At 38.5% G+C, this 18,570-nt stretch carries 18 protein-coding genes and 1 pseudogene; all 19 read left to right on the forward strand.

Annotated features, from left to right (window positions below; translation table 11 throughout):
- The 19 genes and pseudogenes from GPK60_RS11800 (at nucleotide 1) to rfbC (ending at nucleotide 18,414) form a co-directional block, all read left to right on the forward strand.
- Nucleotides 1-1,215 carry a glycosyltransferase family 4 protein gene (locus GPK60_RS11800; RefSeq protein ID WP_173866645.1) on the forward strand — a complete coding sequence of 405 codons (1,215 nt, stop codon included), beginning with the start codon at nucleotides 1-3 and terminating at the stop codon, nucleotides 1,213-1,215.
- A gap of 44 nt (nucleotides 1,216-1,259) precedes the next feature.
- On the forward strand, nucleotides 1,260-2,102 hold the full coding sequence (locus GPK60_RS11805; RefSeq protein WP_173866644.1) for a 6-hydroxymethylpterin diphosphokinase MptE-like protein: 843 nt from the start codon (nucleotides 1,260-1,262) through the stop codon (nucleotides 2,100-2,102).
- 1 nt (nucleotide 2,103) lies between these two features.
- A complete protein-coding gene (locus GPK60_RS11810) occupies nucleotides 2,104-2,760 on the forward strand; it encodes an acylneuraminate cytidylyltransferase family protein (protein ID WP_173866643.1) in 657 nt (218 codons plus the stop codon).
- Nucleotides 2,761-2,784: 24 nt separating this feature from the next.
- Nucleotides 2,785-4,359, forward strand: coding sequence for an aldolase catalytic domain-containing protein (locus tag GPK60_RS11815; RefSeq protein WP_173866642.1), 1,575 nt, complete (start codon nucleotides 2,785-2,787; stop codon nucleotides 4,357-4,359).
- 14 nt (nucleotides 4,360-4,373) lie between these two features.
- Nucleotides 4,374-5,396, forward strand: coding sequence for a sugar kinase (locus GPK60_RS11820; protein WP_173866661.1), 1,023 nt, complete (start codon nucleotides 4,374-4,376; stop codon nucleotides 5,394-5,396).
- 3 nt (nucleotides 5,397-5,399) lie between these two features.
- The gene (locus GPK60_RS11825) at nucleotides 5,400-6,635 is read left to right on the forward strand and encodes a hypothetical protein (protein ID WP_173866641.1); all 1,236 of its coding nucleotides are present in this window, start codon (nucleotides 5,400-5,402) and stop codon (nucleotides 6,633-6,635) included.
- Nucleotides 6,636-6,666: 31 nt separating this feature from the next.
- On the forward strand, nucleotides 6,667-8,211 hold the full coding sequence (locus GPK60_RS11830) for an oligosaccharide flippase family protein (protein ID WP_173899302.1): 1,545 nt from the start codon (nucleotides 6,667-6,669) through the stop codon (nucleotides 8,209-8,211).
- Nucleotides 8,212-8,496: 285 nt separating this feature from the next.
- A complete protein-coding gene (locus GPK60_RS15395) occupies nucleotides 8,497-8,700 on the forward strand; it encodes a transposase (protein WP_243867687.1) in 204 nt (67 codons plus the stop codon).
- A gap of 12 nt (nucleotides 8,701-8,712) precedes the next feature.
- A complete protein-coding gene (locus GPK60_RS15400; RefSeq protein WP_243867688.1) occupies nucleotides 8,713-8,910 on the forward strand; it encodes a hypothetical protein in 198 nt (65 codons plus the stop codon).
- A gap of 29 nt (nucleotides 8,911-8,939) precedes the next feature.
- Nucleotides 8,940-9,179 (forward strand): IS66 family insertion sequence element accessory protein TnpB, encoded by a 240-nt coding sequence (gene tnpB, locus GPK60_RS11840; protein ID WP_330591409.1) that lies wholly within the window; start codon nucleotides 8,940-8,942, stop codon nucleotides 9,177-9,179.
- 220 nt (nucleotides 9,180-9,399) lie between these two features.
- Nucleotides 9,400-9,567: a hypothetical protein gene (locus tag GPK60_RS11845; RefSeq protein WP_215660282.1), complete on the forward strand. Its 168-nt coding sequence runs from the start codon at nucleotides 9,400-9,402 to the stop codon at nucleotides 9,565-9,567.
- Nucleotides 9,515-10,393 (forward strand): annotated as a pseudogene (locus GPK60_RS11850) (transposase); the annotation flags it as partial. The gene GPK60_RS11845 and the pseudogene GPK60_RS11850, both read left to right, overlap by 53 nt.
- A gap of 239 nt (nucleotides 10,394-10,632) precedes the next feature.
- Entirely contained in the window at nucleotides 10,633-11,058 is a 426-nt protein-coding gene (locus tag GPK60_RS11855) for a hypothetical protein (protein WP_173866765.1), read from the forward strand.
- 3 nt (nucleotides 11,059-11,061) lie between these two features.
- Complete coding sequence (locus GPK60_RS11860; protein ID WP_215660286.1) at nucleotides 11,062-13,665, forward strand: hypothetical protein; 2,604 nt, start codon at nucleotides 11,062-11,064, stop codon at nucleotides 13,663-13,665.
- Between the two features lie 4 nt (nucleotides 13,666-13,669).
- A complete protein-coding gene (locus GPK60_RS11865) occupies nucleotides 13,670-14,035 on the forward strand; it encodes a DUF234 domain-containing protein (RefSeq protein ID WP_243867647.1) in 366 nt (121 codons plus the stop codon).
- Between the two features lie 129 nt (nucleotides 14,036-14,164).
- Complete coding sequence (gene glmS, locus GPK60_RS11870; RefSeq protein WP_147633036.1) at nucleotides 14,165-16,033, forward strand: glutamine--fructose-6-phosphate transaminase (isomerizing); 1,869 nt, start codon at nucleotides 14,165-14,167, stop codon at nucleotides 16,031-16,033.
- Nucleotides 16,034-16,140: 107 nt separating this feature from the next.
- Nucleotides 16,141-16,650 (forward strand): Uma2 family endonuclease, encoded by a 510-nt coding sequence (locus GPK60_RS11875; RefSeq protein ID WP_173866763.1) that lies wholly within the window; start codon nucleotides 16,141-16,143, stop codon nucleotides 16,648-16,650.
- Between the two features lie 138 nt (nucleotides 16,651-16,788).
- Nucleotides 16,789-17,703 (forward strand): dTDP-4-dehydrorhamnose reductase, encoded by a 915-nt coding sequence (gene rfbD, locus GPK60_RS11880; protein ID WP_173866762.1) that lies wholly within the window; start codon nucleotides 16,789-16,791, stop codon nucleotides 17,701-17,703.
- Between the two features lie 102 nt (nucleotides 17,704-17,805).
- Nucleotides 17,806-18,414, forward strand: a complete 609-nt coding sequence (gene rfbC, locus GPK60_RS11885) for a dTDP-4-dehydrorhamnose 3,5-epimerase (protein WP_147633033.1) — start codon at nucleotides 17,806-17,808, stop codon at nucleotides 18,412-18,414.
- Nucleotides 18,415-18,570: the final 156 nt, after the last annotated feature.

Raw genomic sequence — 18,570 nt, forward strand, 5'->3', positions numbered from 1 at the left:
ATGATGAATTATCTTATTTCTGCATACAGTGTGAACCCTTATAAAGGATCAGAGGATAGTATTGGGTGGAACTGGGTTTTGCAGTATGAGAAAAACTATAAAGAAGGCGACAAAATAATTCTTCTTACAAAAAAATTCAATGAGAATGATACGAGAAAAGGTTTCAGAGAATTTAATATACAACATGTTGAGTTAGTTATTGTAGATGTTCCTAATGTGCTTAACTGGTTTAGAGAAAAGTATTCAGTTTTTCATCATATGTATTATATTTTATGGCAGCATTGGGCATGGATTTGGGTTAAACATTCAGGAATTCATTTTGATGTAATTCATCATGTCACTATGAATGATTACAGAATCCCAAGTGAGTTATACAAGGCAAAAGGTGCAAAGGTGATTTGGGGACCAATGGGGGGTGCACAGGTAACGCCTAAGTCCTTGAAGGTCTATGAAAAGAATCAATTTGCGGCGATGTTTAGAGAATTTGTAAATAAAAGTTGTTCATGGAATCCTTTTTATAAAAAAGCACTGCGTTCGTATTATAAAATATATTGTATAAACAATGAAACTCAAAAACAAGTATCTGATATTGTAGGGAAACAAGTACCATTGATGCCGGAGTTAGCACTAAGAGATGAATATAGAAATCTTCCTATTCTGGAAAAAAACAATGATATTCTTAAAATAGTTTTTGTGGGTAGACTGATTGGTAAAAAAGGAATAGCTTTTCTTGTTGATGCACTCTCTCTTATGCCTGATGATATGGATTGGGAACTGTTGATTTTTGGTGATGGCGATGATCGTGCATTAATCGAAAAGCAAATAGCAGACAGTGGAATTGGAAAAAATGTAAAGCTAATGGGTAATCGTCCATTGAATCAAATTGCTGAAGCATATCAGCAGGCAGATATTTTTGCTTTGCCGAGTTTGAGAGAAACAAGTGGGAATGTGCTACTTGAGGCAATGGCATATGCAGTGCCGATTGTTGCATTTGACACGAGTTTTTGTAAGAAGCTAAATAAAGTTGAGTGCGGTGTATTTGTAAATACGGAACAGGCACTCGATGGTATTAAGGAAGACTATTGCAAAGCAATTGTAACACTGGGATGTGACAAAGAGCTGGCAAAACAGATGGGATTAAACGGTTATAAATATGTGAACAAATATTTGACGTGGGAAACTAAATATAAGGTCATTTTAAAAGATTTTGTATAATAAATTCAGTGTAGATATTTATTGGTTGCGGAGGTAGACTTGAAGTGAATATTAAAGAAAAACTTGTTTATTTGTCAGATACAAATTCTTTGTTTAAGAAAATAAAATTGTATTATTGGCGGTGTAAGAATTATCCTGATCAACATAATGTTGAAAAAATGATAAGAAGAAGAAAGAATGGATTTGACGATAAAAAGTTTGCAGCAATAAGAAAAATGGAAAATATTCATAAAGGTGATCGCTGTTTTATTGTTGCTACTGGTCCAAGCTTGACGATGTCAGATCTGGAACTAATAAAAGATGAAATCACATTTGGCATGAATTCAATTACCAAAATATTTAATAAAACAGATTGGAGACCTACGTATTACGGTATACAAGATAGGCAGGTCTATGAAAAAATGGAAAAATCAATCTTAGAGTATTATCGGACTGCCGATAATATCTTTGTTGCAGATCAGCTTGGAAGATACTTTCATCTTCCAGCAAATTTCATACAGTTTCCCTACAACGGGAACTATCATATTTATAGAGGCACATATGAAGATTATTCTGCTGAATTTAGTCCAAATGCCTATGAAGTTGTGTATGACGGATATTCTATAACGTATTCGTTGATTGAAATTGCAATTTATATGGGATTTAAAGAAATCTACCTTCTGGGTGCAGACTGTAATTATTCAAATGGAGAGAAAAATCACTTTGTAGAGAGCGGATTTGTTGATAAAAACGCTGCATCTAACCCAATTAGAATGCGTGTTGGATATCAAGTTGCAAAGGAATACACAGATGCACATGGAATTAAGATTGTAAATTGTACCCGGGGTGGTATGTTAGAAACATTTAAAAGAATGAAATTGGAAGATGTTTTAAAGGAGAGAGATTAAGATGAAAACAGTAGCCATTGTCCCTATGAAACTTAATAATCAGCGTCTGCCGCAGAAAAATACAAAAAGTTTTACCAATGGTAAGCCACTTTGCCATTATATTTTAGCTACTCTTTTGACGGTTGAGGGTGTAGACGAGGTTTATGTTTATTGTAGCAACCCAGATATTCAGGAATTTATTCCAGAAGGAGTAAAGTATCTTCAGCGTTCGACCAGTTTAGATCAGGATACTACAAAGATGAATGAAGTTCTGCACTGTTTTGCAAATGAAGTGCCGGCAGATATTTATGTGATGACGCATACGACAGCACCGTTCATTAAGAAAGAATCTATTGAAAAAGGTTTGAAAGCAGTTAAGGAAGGAAAATATGATTCCTCGTTTGCAGCTAAGAAATTACAGGATTTTTTGTGGAAAGACGGGAAGCCGTTTAATTATGAACTGAATAATATTCCGCGTACACAAGATTTGCCGGCACTTTATGAGGAAACTAGTGGCTTCTATATTTATAGAAGTAATGTTATGACAGAACTTAACCGTCGAATTGGTGATAAACCATTTATTGTTGAAGTAGGCGAAATTGAGAGCGTAGATATTGATGAGGCAGAGGATTTTATGATTGCAGATGCAATTTATAATTATCAGCTTCAACAAAAGTAAAATCAATTTTATGGAGAAAGTATAATGAATAAAATACAGGTACTGGACTGTACACTTAGAGATGGTGGTTATTGCAATAATTGTAGATTTGGCTTTGATAATGAGAAAAAAATTATTCATGGACTTATAGAAGCCAATATTGATATTATTGAATGTGGCTTTCTCATGAATACAGTAGAATATGATAAAGATGTTACAAAGTTTACGTCACTCAATGAGGTGGCAAAAGTTATTCCTCAAAATAAAGAGGGCAAAACTTTTGTAATGCTTACTGACTATGGTAAGTATTGTCCGGAAGATTTACCGGAGTATGATGGAACCTCTGTAGATGGTTTGCGTGTGGCTTTTCATAAAAAAGATTGTGTAGTAGCATTGGAAGAGTGCAAAGCAATCAAAAACAAAGGTTATAAGGTGTTTGTCCAGGCAATGGTTTCATTGAGTTATACCGATGAAGAATTTCTTGATCTAATTCGTCGTGTGAATGAATTAGATCCGTATGCGTTTTATATTGTTGATAGCTTTGGAATGATGAAGCGTAAAGATTTGATCAGACTCTTCTATTTGGTTGAGCATAATCTGAACGAAAATATTAAAATCGGTTTCCATTCGCACAACAATATGCAGTTGGCTTATTCGAATGCTCAGAGTTTGCTTGATCTGCATTCTGATAGAGAATTGATTATTGATGCTTCTGTCTATGGAATGGGACGTGGTGCTGGAAATTTGAACACAGAGTTGTTTGTACAATATCTGAATGATAATGCCGACGGAAATTATGATATCAAACCATTGCTGTCTATTATCGATGAAATTTTGAATGAATTTTATCAGCGTAACTACTGGGGTTATTCATTGCCGAATTATTTGTCCGCTACACATAATGCACATCCGAATTATGCAGGATACTTGGATGACAAAAAGACGCTGACTGTCGAAAATATGAATGAAATTTTTGATATGATGGATGAGGATAAAAAAGTATCCTATGATAAGGATTATATTGAAGAGCTTTATCTGAGATATATGGCAACAGGAAGATCACAAGAAGAACATAGGGCCGAATTAATTGAGAACTTGAATGGAAAAACAGTGTTGTTAATTGCACCCGGAAAAAGTTCAATAGAGGAAAAGGATGAGATTACATCTTTTGTAACTAAAGATGTCGTGACGGTGAGCGTTAACTATAATTACCCTATTGTGGATACAGACTATATTTTCCTGAGCAATTTGAGACGCTTTAGAGAATTAGATGCATCGAACAGAGAAAAGTGTATTGTTACATCGAACATTCCAGCATACAATGTTTATCTCCAGACAAAGTATCGAGACCTCCTGTGCAATATTGAGGCGGTCAAAGATAATGCCGGTTTGATGGCAATTAAATTCTTTGCACAGATGGGGGTTAAAAAGATTTATCTGGCAGGGTTTGATGGATATTCTCATGACGAAAAAGAAAACTATGGGGAATTTACAATGGCGTTCGTTACGAGAGCGTCTGTCCTCGATGCAATGAATCAGGGAATGACAGAGATGATGAAAAAGTATAGTGAACTTGTAGAATTGAACTTTTTAACAAAACCACATTATGTGAAGATTTAAGGAGGCAATGGATGATGAAAGTGCTTTCTTTTGGCGAGATTCTTTTAAGATTAGCTTCGCCTGGATATACAAAATTATTTCAAAAAGACAGTTTGGAGGCTACTTTTTGCGGTGGAGAAGCAAATGTAGCAGTGTCGTTGGCTAACTTTGGCGTACAGTCTGAGTTTTTGACGGTTGTTCCCGATAATGATATTGGGCACGCATCATTGAATGCTCTGTGCTATTTTGGCGTTGACACGAGTAAGGCTTTTTTCAAGAATGGTCGAATGGGGCTTTATTATCTTGAAAAGGGAGCTTCACAACGTCCATCTAGAGTAATCTATGATCGAGTATTTTCATCGATTGCTTTGGCTGAACCAACAGATTTTGATTGGGATAAGTTGTTCGATGGAGTGAGCTGGTTCCATTGGACAGGTATCAACCCAGCTTTGTCTGACAACATGGTGCAAATTTGTGAGCGGGCCTGCAAAAAAGCAAAGGAAAAAGGGATCACGATTTCCTGTGATTTGAACTTCAGAAAAAATCTTTGGAGTTCCGAAAAAGCTCAAAAGGTGATGAGTAACCTTGTTCAGTACGTTGATGTTTGTATTGCAAATGAAGAAGATGCGGATAAGGTTCTTGGAATTAAAGCACCGAATAACAATGTCGAATCTGGAAAGTTGAATAAGAGTGGCTATGAGTATGTAGCTAAAGAAATTTGCAAACGATTTGGTTGCAAAAAAGTCGCTATTACATTAAGAGAAAGCATTAATGCAAGCCACAATGGATGGAGCGGAATGATATACGATGCAACAGGCGTAGCAAGGTATTCTGCCCATTATAATATGGATATTGTCGATCGAGTGGGCGGAGGAGATAGCTTTACCGGCGCAATGATTTATAGTTTGATTACTGGTAAAAACGATAAGGATGCTATTGAATTTGCAGTTGCCGCGAGCTGTCTAAAACATTCGATTGAAGGGGACTTTAATAGAGTGACAGTATCTGATGTGGAGAACTTGATAAAGAATGGAGGAAACGGAAGGGTACAACGCTGAATTATGAAAATAAGAAAAAATAAACAAACATTATTAATAATAGCAATAATACTATTGCCTTTAAGTTTGGCATTGGAATTAAATTTAAGCAATCCAATGATTGGATACTGTGATGAAGTTTTAACACTTTTTATGGCGATGTATATTATAATGCTATTTTTAAAGGGAAAGTTGTATCGATGCGATAGCAATATAGTTGTTCTTTTAATTGTTTTTACAGTGTATGGATTACTTTCTAATATATATAGTGGTATGGCATATAATTGGAACTCAGCATTTTTGGATGCTTTTTTGCAATGGAAAATATTTGTTGGGTTTTTGGTAGGAAAATACATTTCTATGAAATATTCTGATGACTATGTTGTTAATTCGATTGTAAAACTATGTAAAGTATTGCTTGTCATAGGAGCTATTTGTGGAATTATAAGCCTATTTGTAGATATTGGAATGGCTTCATATTCTGCAAATCAAAGATTTGGAATTCCAGCGTATTATTTTGTGTTTGGAAATAGTGGAAGATATGGAATAATAGTGGCGTGCGAGTTGCTTTTTATTTTACGAAAATATGAAGGAAAAAGGGTTATAGTCTATGAGATGCTTGCTTTGTTCAATATGCTGCTTACGACGAAAGGTGCCGTTTATATTATCTTTGTATTTTATATTGTTTTAAAGTTCATATTTAAAAAGAAAAATGAAAATGCAAAGATTGACTTTAAATCAATGATTGTATTGGGATTAGCTGGAATAAGTGCATTAACTTATCAGATTTCAAGTTACTTATTGGATAATACAGCACCACGTGCATTACTTATAAAATATGGATTTGTTACAGCAAAGAAGTACTTTCCTTTTGGATCTGGCTTTGCTACTTACGGATCTTCGGAAGCTGCTAAACATTACGCCAGACTTTATGAGCAATATGGATGGAGTAATAAATGGACGCTGGGAAAGAGCAATGGTGAGGCGTTAAATGATAACTATTTTGCAACAATCATTGGCGAAACCGGCTATTTTGGCCTGATTATTTTTCTCTCTGCTTTTTTTAGTATATTCAAACAAATCAATGCAATTAGATGTAATTATAAAGTGAAGGCAATGTGCATGAGCATTTTTATTGACCTGTTTGTATGTTTTATTGCGACAGGAATTACAAAATCTAGTATTGGCATGATGGCGTTTTTAATTTTAGGAATGTTTTGTGGGCTATTTAACAAAGAAAAAGATATAGGCGTATCATAAGATGCGTTTCTTGAAAGCTAAATAAAAAGAAATGAGTAATAAAAATATGAATGAAGGACGATTAAAAAACTCATTAAGAAATGTTTTGGGAGCATTAATAAATAAAGCTACAGCGATAATATTTCCATTTGTTATACGGACGATTATATTGTATTATTTAGGCACTGAATACGCTGGATTAAGTAGTTTGTTTACATCAGTTTTACAAATTTTGAGCTTAAGCGAACTTGGGATTGGATCAGCAATAGTGTTTAGCATGTACAAGCCTGTTACTGAGGGCGATAATGCTGAAATTAATGCACTTCTAAGATTATATCGAAAATTTTATTGTATTATTGGTATGGTGATTCTTCTTGTGGGGATTGCATTGATTCCTTTAATTCCCAAATTGATTAATGGAACTTATCCACAAGATATTAATTTATACATACTGTATTTGATATATCTTTCAAATACAGTACTTAGCTACTTCTTGTTTGCATATAAAACATCAATTCTTAATGCATTTCAGAGAAGTGATATCGAGAGTAATTTAACAACAATAATTAACGCAGGAATGTATATTTTACAAATTATTACGTTGATTGCTTTTAGAAATTATTATCTATATATTATATGGCTTCCGATTGCAACGATAGTTATCAATGTGGTACGATCGCATATCGTTGATAAGAAATATCCAGATATATATTGTGTTGGTGAGGTATCACAAGAAGTAAAACAGGATATATTTAAAAGAGTGGGGGCTTTAATTGGTCACCAGCTAAGTGGTACGGTAAATTGTTCTTTAGATAATATTGTTGTTTCTGCTTTTTTAGGTCTAAAAGTAGTTGCACAGTATGGTAACTATTATTATGTTGTTTCGGCTCTGGCAGGTGTTATGCAGGTGACATTCAATGCCTTGACAGCAAGTATAGGGAATAGTCTTATAAAAGAATCAAAGGAAAAGAATTTATCGGACTTTTATGACTTACAGTATATTAATAGTTGGATTGTTGCTTGGATGTGTATTACCATGCTTTGCATATATCAAGACTTCATGAAACTATGGGCAGGGGAAAATTTGCTTTTTACATTTGATGTTGTTATATTGTTTGTTATTTATTTTTATTCATGGCAGATTCGCAGAACGGTATTAACATACAAGAATGCTTGCGGAATGTGGTGGGCTGATAAAGTGAAACCTTATGTTTCTGTAATCACGAATTTGGTCCTTAATTTTTCTCTTGTGCAGGTGTGTGGAATATATGGGGTAATGTTGTCTACAATTGTATGCTATATATTTATAGAGGCGCCATGGGAAACACATGCCCTGTTTAAAGAGTATTTTAAACAGGGAACAGGAAAATATTGGAAAAATGAACTAATGTATACCTTGTTAACAATTGTATTAATGATTGTGACATTTGGTGCATGTGCATGCATTAAGCTCAACGGTATATTATCTATTTTAATTAAAGGAGTAATTTGTGTTATCCTTCCCAATGCACTTTGGGTTTTATGCACTTTTAAGTCGAATGGATTTAAAAGAGTGCGGGTTGTTGTAAAAAGGATAGTAAAAAATGTTAATAATTGAATTTTCCAATTATTTTAAAAATAAGTGTGTAAGAGATGATGTGTAAAAAGTTGATGCTGAAGATAATATTAAATTAAATATAAGACTACGCTGGGTGGAAAGAAAAAGTCTATTGTAGATGTTAAAGCTGTTAAAGGGTAAGTGCAAAATAATTCGACGGATTGTGTTGCCCTAAAAATTAATCCATAATAATCATTAGAGAATGCAGGCATTTCACTTCATTTTCTCTTGCTGGAAATGATAGATGCGAGCATTTTACTTTATTTAAATTATGGAGGTGTGCTCATGAGAAGCAAAAGAATACCTGCCGAAGAACAATACCGTCTCATCATGGAATGCCGTCAAAGTGGATTGACGGATCATCAATGGTGTGTGGAACATGATATCAAGCCAGGAACTTTTTACAACTGGGTAAAAAGACTGCGTCAGAAAGGTTGTGTGGATCTGCCGGCGTCAACTGGACGCGCCTATCGTGCACCAGAAAGCTAGGAAGTTGTCAGAGTGGATTTTCATGATACTGACCCGATTTCTTATGAACAGCCATTAAATGTAATTCCGGCAGCTACGGAAAGAAATAACCTTTCTGTAGCAGAGCCAATGAAGCTGTCTGTAGGAAGCTTTCATCTAACAATACCAAATGGGACAGATCCTCAGCTTCTGGCTCAAACGCTTCGCATTGTGAAGGAGTTGGGATATTAGGGGATATCACAGCCGTCGATGAAATCTATATCGTAACAGGCAGAACGGATATGCGGAAATCTATTGACGGGCTGTGTGCTGTTGTAGAGGATCAACTCCATATGGATCCAAGGCGAAGTGCCCTGTATCTCTTCTGTGGAAAACGTTGTGACAGGATCAAAGCTTTGCTCTGGGAGCCTGACGGATTTGTGCTGCTGTATAAACGTATGGAAGTCCAGGGCAGATTCCGCTGGCCCAGAAATCAATTGGAAGTAAAGCAGCTGACCTAGCAGCAGTTCGACTGGCTCATGTCCGGTCTTGAAATGGAACAGCCAAAAGCATTCAAACCTACGGAATGATCATGTAAGGCCTCTATGCCAACCAACAAAAATGCTGGGCTTTCCGCACACGGTATCATGCCTGTAATACCTTATAAATACTGAGTTTTCTGCTTCTTTTTCATTACTTTTTATGGTATAATGAGAGCAGTGGAAAAGGAGCAGAAAACATATGGCTGGTAATTCAAAAGATTCAAAAATCCCTGCGTACAAGGACATGGTCAACCAACGGAATAAGACGATATCCGCACAGACAGAACTGATCCAGTCTTTACAAAAAACATTGGAAGCAGACCGTCTGGAAAATGGGTGTCCCATTAAGCCGGGCTACGCTTGCTAACTGGATCATTTACTGTGCCGAAAATTATCTCCGTCATGTTTATGATTATTTTCACCGTCAGTTACGGATGCGTAAATATCTGATGGCAGATGAGACCCGGGTCCAGGTACTGAATGAGCCGGGGCGTAATCCGGAAACGGATTCCTGGATGTGGCTCTTCCGCAGTGGGGAAGATGGACTTCCGCCGATCCTGCTCTACCATTACACAGAGACAAGGGCAAAGTTCCATGCAGCATCTTTCCTACAGGGGTTCAGCGGATATCTGGAGACGGATGGATGCCAGGGTTATAATAATCTGCCGGATATCAAACGCTGCTCTTGCTGGGCACATGTGAGACGTTACTTCACAGATGCCATACCGAAAGGGAAAGAGTATGATTACAGCCTTCCGGCGGAGCAGAGAAAACAGTTCCGTCTTGAAAAGGAGAAGCCGATACTGGATGCATTCTGGAATTGGCTGGATCAACAGCACCCAAACAAAGGAACCCGTTTGGCGAAAGCGGTGAACTATGCCCAAAATCGTAAAGACACCCTGATGACCTACCTGGAAGACGGACATTGCAGTCTTTCAAATAATCTCAGTGAAAATGCGATCAGACCATTCACGATTGGCCGGAAGAACTGGCTGTTCAGTGCCAGTCCGAAAGGAGCCACCGCTAGTGCTATTGTGTATACAATGGTTGAGATGGCAAAAGCGAATGATCTGAATATCTATAAATATCTGACATATCTTTTATCACAACGGCCAAATGATAAAATGTCAGATGAACAGCTGGAACAGCTTGCCCCATGGAGCGAGACTGCAAAAGCGAACTGTCAAAACTAAAATAAAGTAAAACGCTTGCATCTATCATTTTGGTGCAAGCGTAATTTACGAGTAACGTAGCAATATTTTGCACTTACCTTCGTGGTGAGTAGCAGGCAATAAGTCTATGAATCAGGGATTCGATGATTGGCTGAGATCGCATCCATCACCGCAAACATTGACACTTTGAAGGCGGATCTGAAAGAGAAGAAACCTGCTTGGTAGCGATTAGATTAACGTGAAAATAAGAGGATAACTTTATGGCAAAATTACGAGCTGATAAAAGAAATTATAAAAAAGCGTTTACAGTTCATGCAAATTCCTATGATAATTGGAATATTGGAAGTCCTTACAGTAGACGTTTATTATTATGTTATTGTGTTGAATGTGGATTGAAATGCTTGATCATGGAGAATGATAATATATATACGATTTCTCAGGCGGATGATGAGACAGCGAAAATTTTGGGGTCACATGACTTTAGAACGCTGTTAAAGAGAGTTGGTCAGGCTGGAACTTATCGATTTAAGAGTTTTCCTACGGAGTATGGAAATACGGTAGGAACAGCGGATTATCATCAGTTGTGCAGGTATTTGATTGCTCCTGCAGAGCAGAATATTACATATTTGCAGGAATTTGATCATACGCTGGCTGAGATTAAAGAATGGCTGAAAGAGGTGGTGTAAATTATGAGGTTCTATACATGGAAAGATATTGAACGATATATTTTAATGCATCATGATGAGTGGAAAGATGAATTATACGATATAGAAGTTTATCCGAATGAAATGGTTGTATACCCAAAATCAGAACAGGGTACGCTGCAGAATGCTGTATTAAAGAAACTTTTTCCGAAAAATATTGCACCTGATAATTTAAGTATAAAATTGGATGGTCAGGGAGAAGATTTGATGATTTTATATGAGTACGAGTACAGTCCGGTTACTGTAAGAACGTTGCCATTGTTTAAAAAGGCGATTTATGAAGATTCCATATATCCGACGGAGCAGTTGGCGGATCTTAGCTGTCCGGTTTTTGCATTTCATTCTTATAAGGGTGGAGTTGGACGAACACTGTCGCTTATTGCATTTGCACGGGCATGGACCAATCTTCAGAAGAATCCGGAAAACAGCAAACTTTTAATTATTGATTCTGATCTGGAGGCACCGGGACTTACCTTAATCCAGGGTGATCTAAATGATAGTGCTTTTAGTTATTTGGATTTATTAACTTTGATTCAGGATAACAGCAATGTAGAGGAAATTGTATCAACGGCAGGAAATTTAATGGGGACGAGTACCTTGCCAATCGAAACCAGCCAACAGAGAGTAGAACATTTCTTTCTTCCGACATATCGTTATGAAGAGCAATTGTTTGATCTGTATGCAAGTCCGCAAACAATCACTGCCAGTCGAAATAAAGAATATATTTTGGCAGAAGTACTTTCAAAACTGGCAAGTAGTTTAGGGGCAACAGCAGTTCTGGTGGATCTTCGTGCGGGGATCAGCGAATATTCAGCACCATTGTTGCTTGATCCGCGAGTGAAAAAATATTGTGTAACTTCTACTTCTCTTCAGTCTGTAATGGGAACAAAGCAGGTATTAAGTTTTATTGCAAAAGGTCTGAAGATAAAGGAAGATACGCTTCTGCCTACTGTTTTTCTGGGTATGATTCCGGAAACTTTTCCAAGAAGAGAGAAACAGGAAATCAAGGAAAATTTACTCGGATGTTTTGAGACTACAGAGGTAAAAGAGGAACTTCTTGATAATATGATCGTGGAGCTTCCGTTTGCCAGTGAATTAATACATTTAACAGAATGGAAGCAGATTTTAAATGTTTTAAAAGACAGAGATATGTATGATGCTGTCAAAGAATTAGTAAAACCTTACTGTATATCAGAAGAACCAGAAAGAGGAATTTATACAGAAAAACAGCATCAGATCATTACAAAACAAATTTGTGACTTTGCGAATAATCAGATCACGGCTGAAGCAAATGGAGCGGAAGAACTATTATTAACCGAACCGATTAAAAATCTTTGTGCTCGTTTCAATCACCAGATTCCGGTAACGGTTGTTCAGGGAGCAAAGGGATCTGGAAAAACATTCTTGTATCGTCAGTTGATAGAAAAGAAAAACTGGAATTCTTTTTTTTCTGAAATTACTCATAAAAAAATCAGTAAGGAAAATGGCTATTTTATCCCTGTTTTAGCACCGCAGAATATTTCACAGATTCAAACGGTTCTGGGACAATGTATTGACTGTTTTAATGAGGCATTGCCTTTTGCAGATGTTTCACAGAGTATCTACAGTGACAATTCTTACAGACTGGATCTTAAAGCGAATAAAGAAATTGACTGGATGAATTTTTGGGAACAATTGTTTGTAAATTCCGTTAATAAAGAGTTTACCTCATTTGCTCAACTGAATGAAAAATTAAAAGAAGAGGAAAAGACAGTTATCTTTTTGATTGATGGGCTGGAAGAGATATTAAAAGCAGTATCTTCAAATAAAAATCAGAAAAAAGCGATAGAAGTTTTATGCCAGGGAGTTTTGAATACGATCAGTGCGAGATATGAAAATATTGGTCTTATTATTTTTATACGAAGCGATATGGCACAGAATGCAATTACAGTTAATTATGAGCAATTCAGGCAGTCATTTGCCTATGCAGAACTGAAATGGTCTTCGGCAGAAGCTTTAAAGTTGGCAGTTTGGCTGGTAAGCCATGCAAACAGTGATTTTTATCGGGAAAGTATTCCGATTGAAAATGCGTCACAGGAAATAATCGATAAATATCTGGAAGAACTCTGGGGATTGAAATTAGGAAAGAAGGATTCAAATGAAGCGTATTCATCACGTTGGATACTGGCAGCTCTTTCCGATTTTAATGGACAACTTCAGGCACGTGACATTATCCGGTTTTTGAAATATGCAGCAGGGCAGAATATGAAAAAACCGCCGTATGATGATCGGATATTAATGCCTGCAGAGATACGTTATGCAGTACCAAAGTGTTCAAATGCCAAAATCAGTGATATTAAGGCGGAATATGAAAATTTAAAGCCTATTTTTGAAAAGCTGGAAGATTTGCCGACAGACGAAAAAACACTTCCAATGAATCTGGAAAATAATATATTTACATCGGCAGAAGAAAAGTCCATGACACAATCCGGATATTTGAAACGTGATGGAGAAAAACTTTATTTACCGGAAATTATACGTCATGCACTGGGATTTCGATATGAAAAAGGTGCAAGACCGAGAGTATTGTCTTTGCTTCTTAAACATTAATTACATGGGGTTGATTTTTGAGAAGATGTGTCAGGATTATCTGCTCTATTATTCAGATAATCTTCTCGTTGAGCTGAGTGAAATCGGTCAGTGGTGGGGGACAGACCGGAAGAAGAAAAAGCAGATGCAGATTGATATCGTTGGAACATCTGTTGAAGGTAAGGATTATATCATTGGCTCGTGCAGGTACAGAAATGAGAAAATTGGTATGGATGAATTCGATTTACTCAGGGATTACGCATCAGTTTTCGGAAAAGAGAATAATTATCACTATTATATCTTTTCAAAAGGAGGTTTTACGGATGGACTTCTTCAGGCACAGGAGCACGGTGAAGTCCGGCTGGTAACGCTGGAGGATCTCTACAGGTAGAGGGAGATTTTTGAAAAATTTTTTTGAGTTATTATGGAAAAGAGAAACATAAGGATTGTCTGAAGTGTTTGATTTTTGATAAGAGCAAATTTCAAATTATTTTATTCAGAAAAAGTGGAGGAATACATTATGTGTGGAATTGTTGGTTTTACAGGAGAACATCAGGCAGCGCCGATTTTATTGGATGGTTTGTCAAAACTGGAGTACCGGGGATATGATTCGGCGGGATTGGCTGTTCGAGACGGAGAGAATCTGGCACAGGTTGTGAAGGCAAAGGGACGCTTGAGCAATCTGGCGGAGAAAACGGACGATGGTCATACCTTAAAAGGTACTTGCGGGATCGGTCATACTCGCTGGGCAACGCATGGGGAACCGAGTCAGACAAATGCACATCCGCATGTGTCGGGAAACTGCAGCGGTTCTGGCTCAGGTATGGTAGAATCCGAGGTTGTTGGTGTGCATAATGGCATTATTGAGAATTATACGGAGCTGAAGGAAAAGTTATTAAAACATGGCTATACTTTTTACAGTCAGACAGATACAGAAGTTGTGATCAAGCTGGTGGACTACTATTATAAGAAATATAATCTGGGTCCGATCGATGCGATTGCGAAAACGATGGTGCGTGTACGCGGTTCGTATGCTCTGGAACTGATGTTTAAGGATTATCCGGGGGAGATCTGGGTGGCACGAAAAGACAGTCCGATGATCATTGGTATTGCAGACGGCGAAACTTATGTTGCTTCTGATGTTCCGGCAATTCTCAAATATACCAGAAATGTTTATTATATTGGAAATCTGGAGTTCGCAAAACTGACTCCGGGAGAGGCACATTTTTATAATCTTGATGGCGATGAGATTGAAAAAGAAACAACTGAGATCAAGTGGGATGCCGAAGCAGCGGAGAAAGCCGGTTTTGAGCATTTTATGATGAAGGAGATCCATGAGCAGCCAAAAGCAATCCAGGATACGCTCAATTCGGTCATCAAAGAGGATAAAATTGACCTTTCAACAGTAGAGATCACGGACGAAGAGATTCAGAATTTTGATCAGATCTATATTGTTGCCTGCGGATCGGCATGGCATGTGGGTATGGCAGCACAGTATGTATTTGAAGATCTGGCGGATATTCCGGTGAGGGTAGAGCTGGCATCCGAATTCCGTTATCGAAAAATGCCATTAAACCAGAAAGCACTGGTGATCGTAGTCAGCCAGTCCGGTGAAACAGCCGATACACTGGCGGCTCTTAGAATGGCAAAAGAAAAGAATATTACCACAATGGCGATCGTCAATGTAGTTGGAAGCAGCATTGCACGCGAAGCCGATAAGGTATTCTATACACTTGCAGGCCCGGAAATCTCAGTTGCAACAACGAAAGCCTACAGTGCACAGTTAGCCGCAATGTACTGCCTGGCAGTGCAGTTCGCAAAAGTCAGAGGAAAGATTTCAGAAGAACAGTACAGCTATTACATTTCTGAGATGCTTACCATCCCGGATAAAATGCAGAAAGTCCTGGAAGATAAAGAACGGATCCAGTGGTTTGCCTCCAAATATGCAAACGCACATGATGTATTCTTCGTGGGCCGCGGCATTGATTATGCAGTCTGCCTGGAAGGAAGCTTAAAACTCAAAGAAATTTCCTATATCCATTCCGAAGCCTATGCGGCAGGAGAACTGAAGCATGGAACCATCAGCCTGATCGAACAGGGAACCCTGGTGATCGGAGTCCTGACACAGAGCGAACTTTATGAGAAAACCATCAGCAATATGCTCGAATGTAAGAGCCGCGGAGCTTACCTGATGGGACTGACTACCTATGGAAAATACGAAATCGAAGATCAGGTGAACTTTACCGTTTATGTACCAAAAGTAGATGAGCATTTTGTCGGAAGCCTGGCCGTGGTTCCGCTGCAGCTGATCGGATACTATGTCAGCGTGGCAAAAGGACTGGATGTGGATAAACCGAGAAATCTGGCGAAGAGCGTGACGGTAGAGTGATATCAGAGTGACATCAGGTGCGGTATGACCTGCAAAGAAGACGCAGCAGCGGTGAAAGACTTCAGAGAACGTAAACAATACTATATATCAAGGAGGTGCAGCATTGCATGAGTAATGTATTACCTGTTGAGGATTTAAGTAAAACTTACCTGGAACACGCTATGGTTATCAACAATTTTGTTATCAAAATTGGCAGTCAGATTAAAGACAGTCTGTGTCGTGTCTTTGGTGATGGTGTGCAGTATGAATGGCGTGAGAACGATGATAAAGTAATGATTCCGGATGTATCCATTATCTGCAACTTGAGAGATCGAAAGAATATTTCTTTTACAGGTATTCCTCGTTTTGTGATGGAGGTCTTATCCAGTGCTACAGAGAAATACGACAGGCACGAAAAAATGAATATTTACTGCAAAGTCGGAGTTTCTGAATACTGGATCGTTGATTGGAGAAAAAAGTCCGTAGAAATCTATCTTTTTGACTTCGAAGAGGATGGAACAGGATATCCGTATCTTTATAAAACAGTTACTGCACAGAATAAAGAGGAGTTACAACTGGTGATGTTCCCGAATTTGAAAATAACCTTTGAGGAATTGTTTGATCTTGGAGAATATTGATTTTACATGACTCTCCGGTGCAGTCAGGGAATGATTTCAGCTTTTCGGTTTGACTTAGTAAATGCTATGAGTTATGATACTTAAAAGAAGTAACTTGTGAGCCAGTCGCTCATGAGCATAATTAGTGGAGGAAACAGCATGAAATTTTTTGTAACAGGTGTCGGCGGACAGCTTGGACATGATGTAATGAACGAACTGATCAGGAGAGGGCACGAAGGTGTCGGTTCTGATATTCAGGAGCAGTACAGCGGTGTGGAAGATGGTTCTGAGGTGACAAAAGCACCTTATCTTTCACTGGATATCACAGATAAAGAAGCAGTAAAGCGTGTCATTGAGAGCGTAAAACCGGATGCGGTGATCCACTGCGCGGCATGGACTGCGGTTGATATGGCGGAAGATGATGACAAGGTTGCAAAGGTCCGTGCGATCAATGCGGGCGGCACACAGAACATTGCGGATGTCTGCAAGAAGCTGGACTGCAAGATGACTTACATCAGCACAGATTATGTATTTGACGGTCAGGGCACAGAGCCATGGAAACCGGACTGCAAGGATTATAAGCCGATGAATGTCTATGGACAGACGAAGCTGGAAGGGGAACTGGCAGTAAGCCAGACACTGGAGAAATATTTTATCGTCCGCATTGCGTGGGTCTTTGGCTTAAATGGCAAGAATTTTATCAAGACGATGCTGAATGTCGGCAAGACGCATGACACGGTTCGTGTGGTCAATGATCAGATTGGTACGCCAACTTACACTTATGATCTGGCACGTCTGCTGGTTGATATGAATGAAACAGAAAAATATGGTTATTATCATGCGACGAACGAGGGCGGATACATCAGCTGGTATGATTTTACGAAAGAAATCTACCGTCAGGCAGGTTATACGACCAGGGTTCTGCCGGTAACCACAGCAGAATATGGCTTAAGCAAAGCGGCAAGACCGTTTAACAGCCGTCTGGATAAGAGCAAGCTGGTGGAAAATGGATTTACACCGCTTCCGACCTGGCAGGACGCATTGAGCCGTTACCTGAAAGAAATCAAAGCGTGATTTCGGATACATTTTAAAAGATAAGTACAAAAAATAAGAAGTGGGAGTCTTCACCGACTAAGATAAAAAGATACTGAACAGTTGCAGAAGGAGATAAAGAAAATGGGACAGATCAAAGTTGAGAAAAATGTAGGCGGCATCGAAGGCCTTTGTATCGTAGAACCGGCCGTTCATGGTGACGAGCGTGGTTATTTCATGGAAACCTACAACGAAAGAGATATGAAAGAGGCAGGCATTGATATTCATTTCGTACAGGATAACCAGTCCATGTCCACAAAAGGAGTATTGAGAGGCCTGCATTTCCAGAAACAGTATCCGCAGTGCAAGCTGGTCCGTGCGGTACGTGGAACGGTATTTGATGTTGCCGTGGATCTGCGTTCCGATTCCAGGACTTATGGAAAATGGTTCGGCGTGGTTTTATCTGCGGAAAATAAAAAGCAGTTCCTCATTCCGGAAGGTTTTGCACATGGATTTCTGGTGCTGAGCGATGAGGCAGAATTCTGCTATAAAGTGAACGATTTCTGGCATCCAAACGATGAGGGCGGCATGGCATGGAACGACCCGGAGATCGGCATCGAGTGGCCGGAAGTGAAGGGCGAGTACAAAGGCAGTGCATCGGCAGAAGGTTATACGCTGGCAGACGGTACACCGCTGAACCTGAGTGATAAAGACCAGAAATGGCTGGGACTGAAAGATACCTTTAAATTTTAATGAAAATAAGTTTTGATTTATGATACAATAGAGCCATGGAAAACCGTGGCTCTTTTGTTTGGTGCGCCTAGCGGCACACGTTTCTAACGGGTTAAAGTCCCGAATCCGCCCGGTAGTGGGAAGGATATAGCCGAAGGCAAGGGTGTCCATCGTGAG

The organism is Ruminococcus sp. MCC718 (genome assembly GCF_018783905.1).
GTDB classification, from domain to species: Bacteria; Bacillota; Clostridia; order Lachnospirales; family Lachnospiraceae; genus Hominisplanchenecus; species Hominisplanchenecus faecis.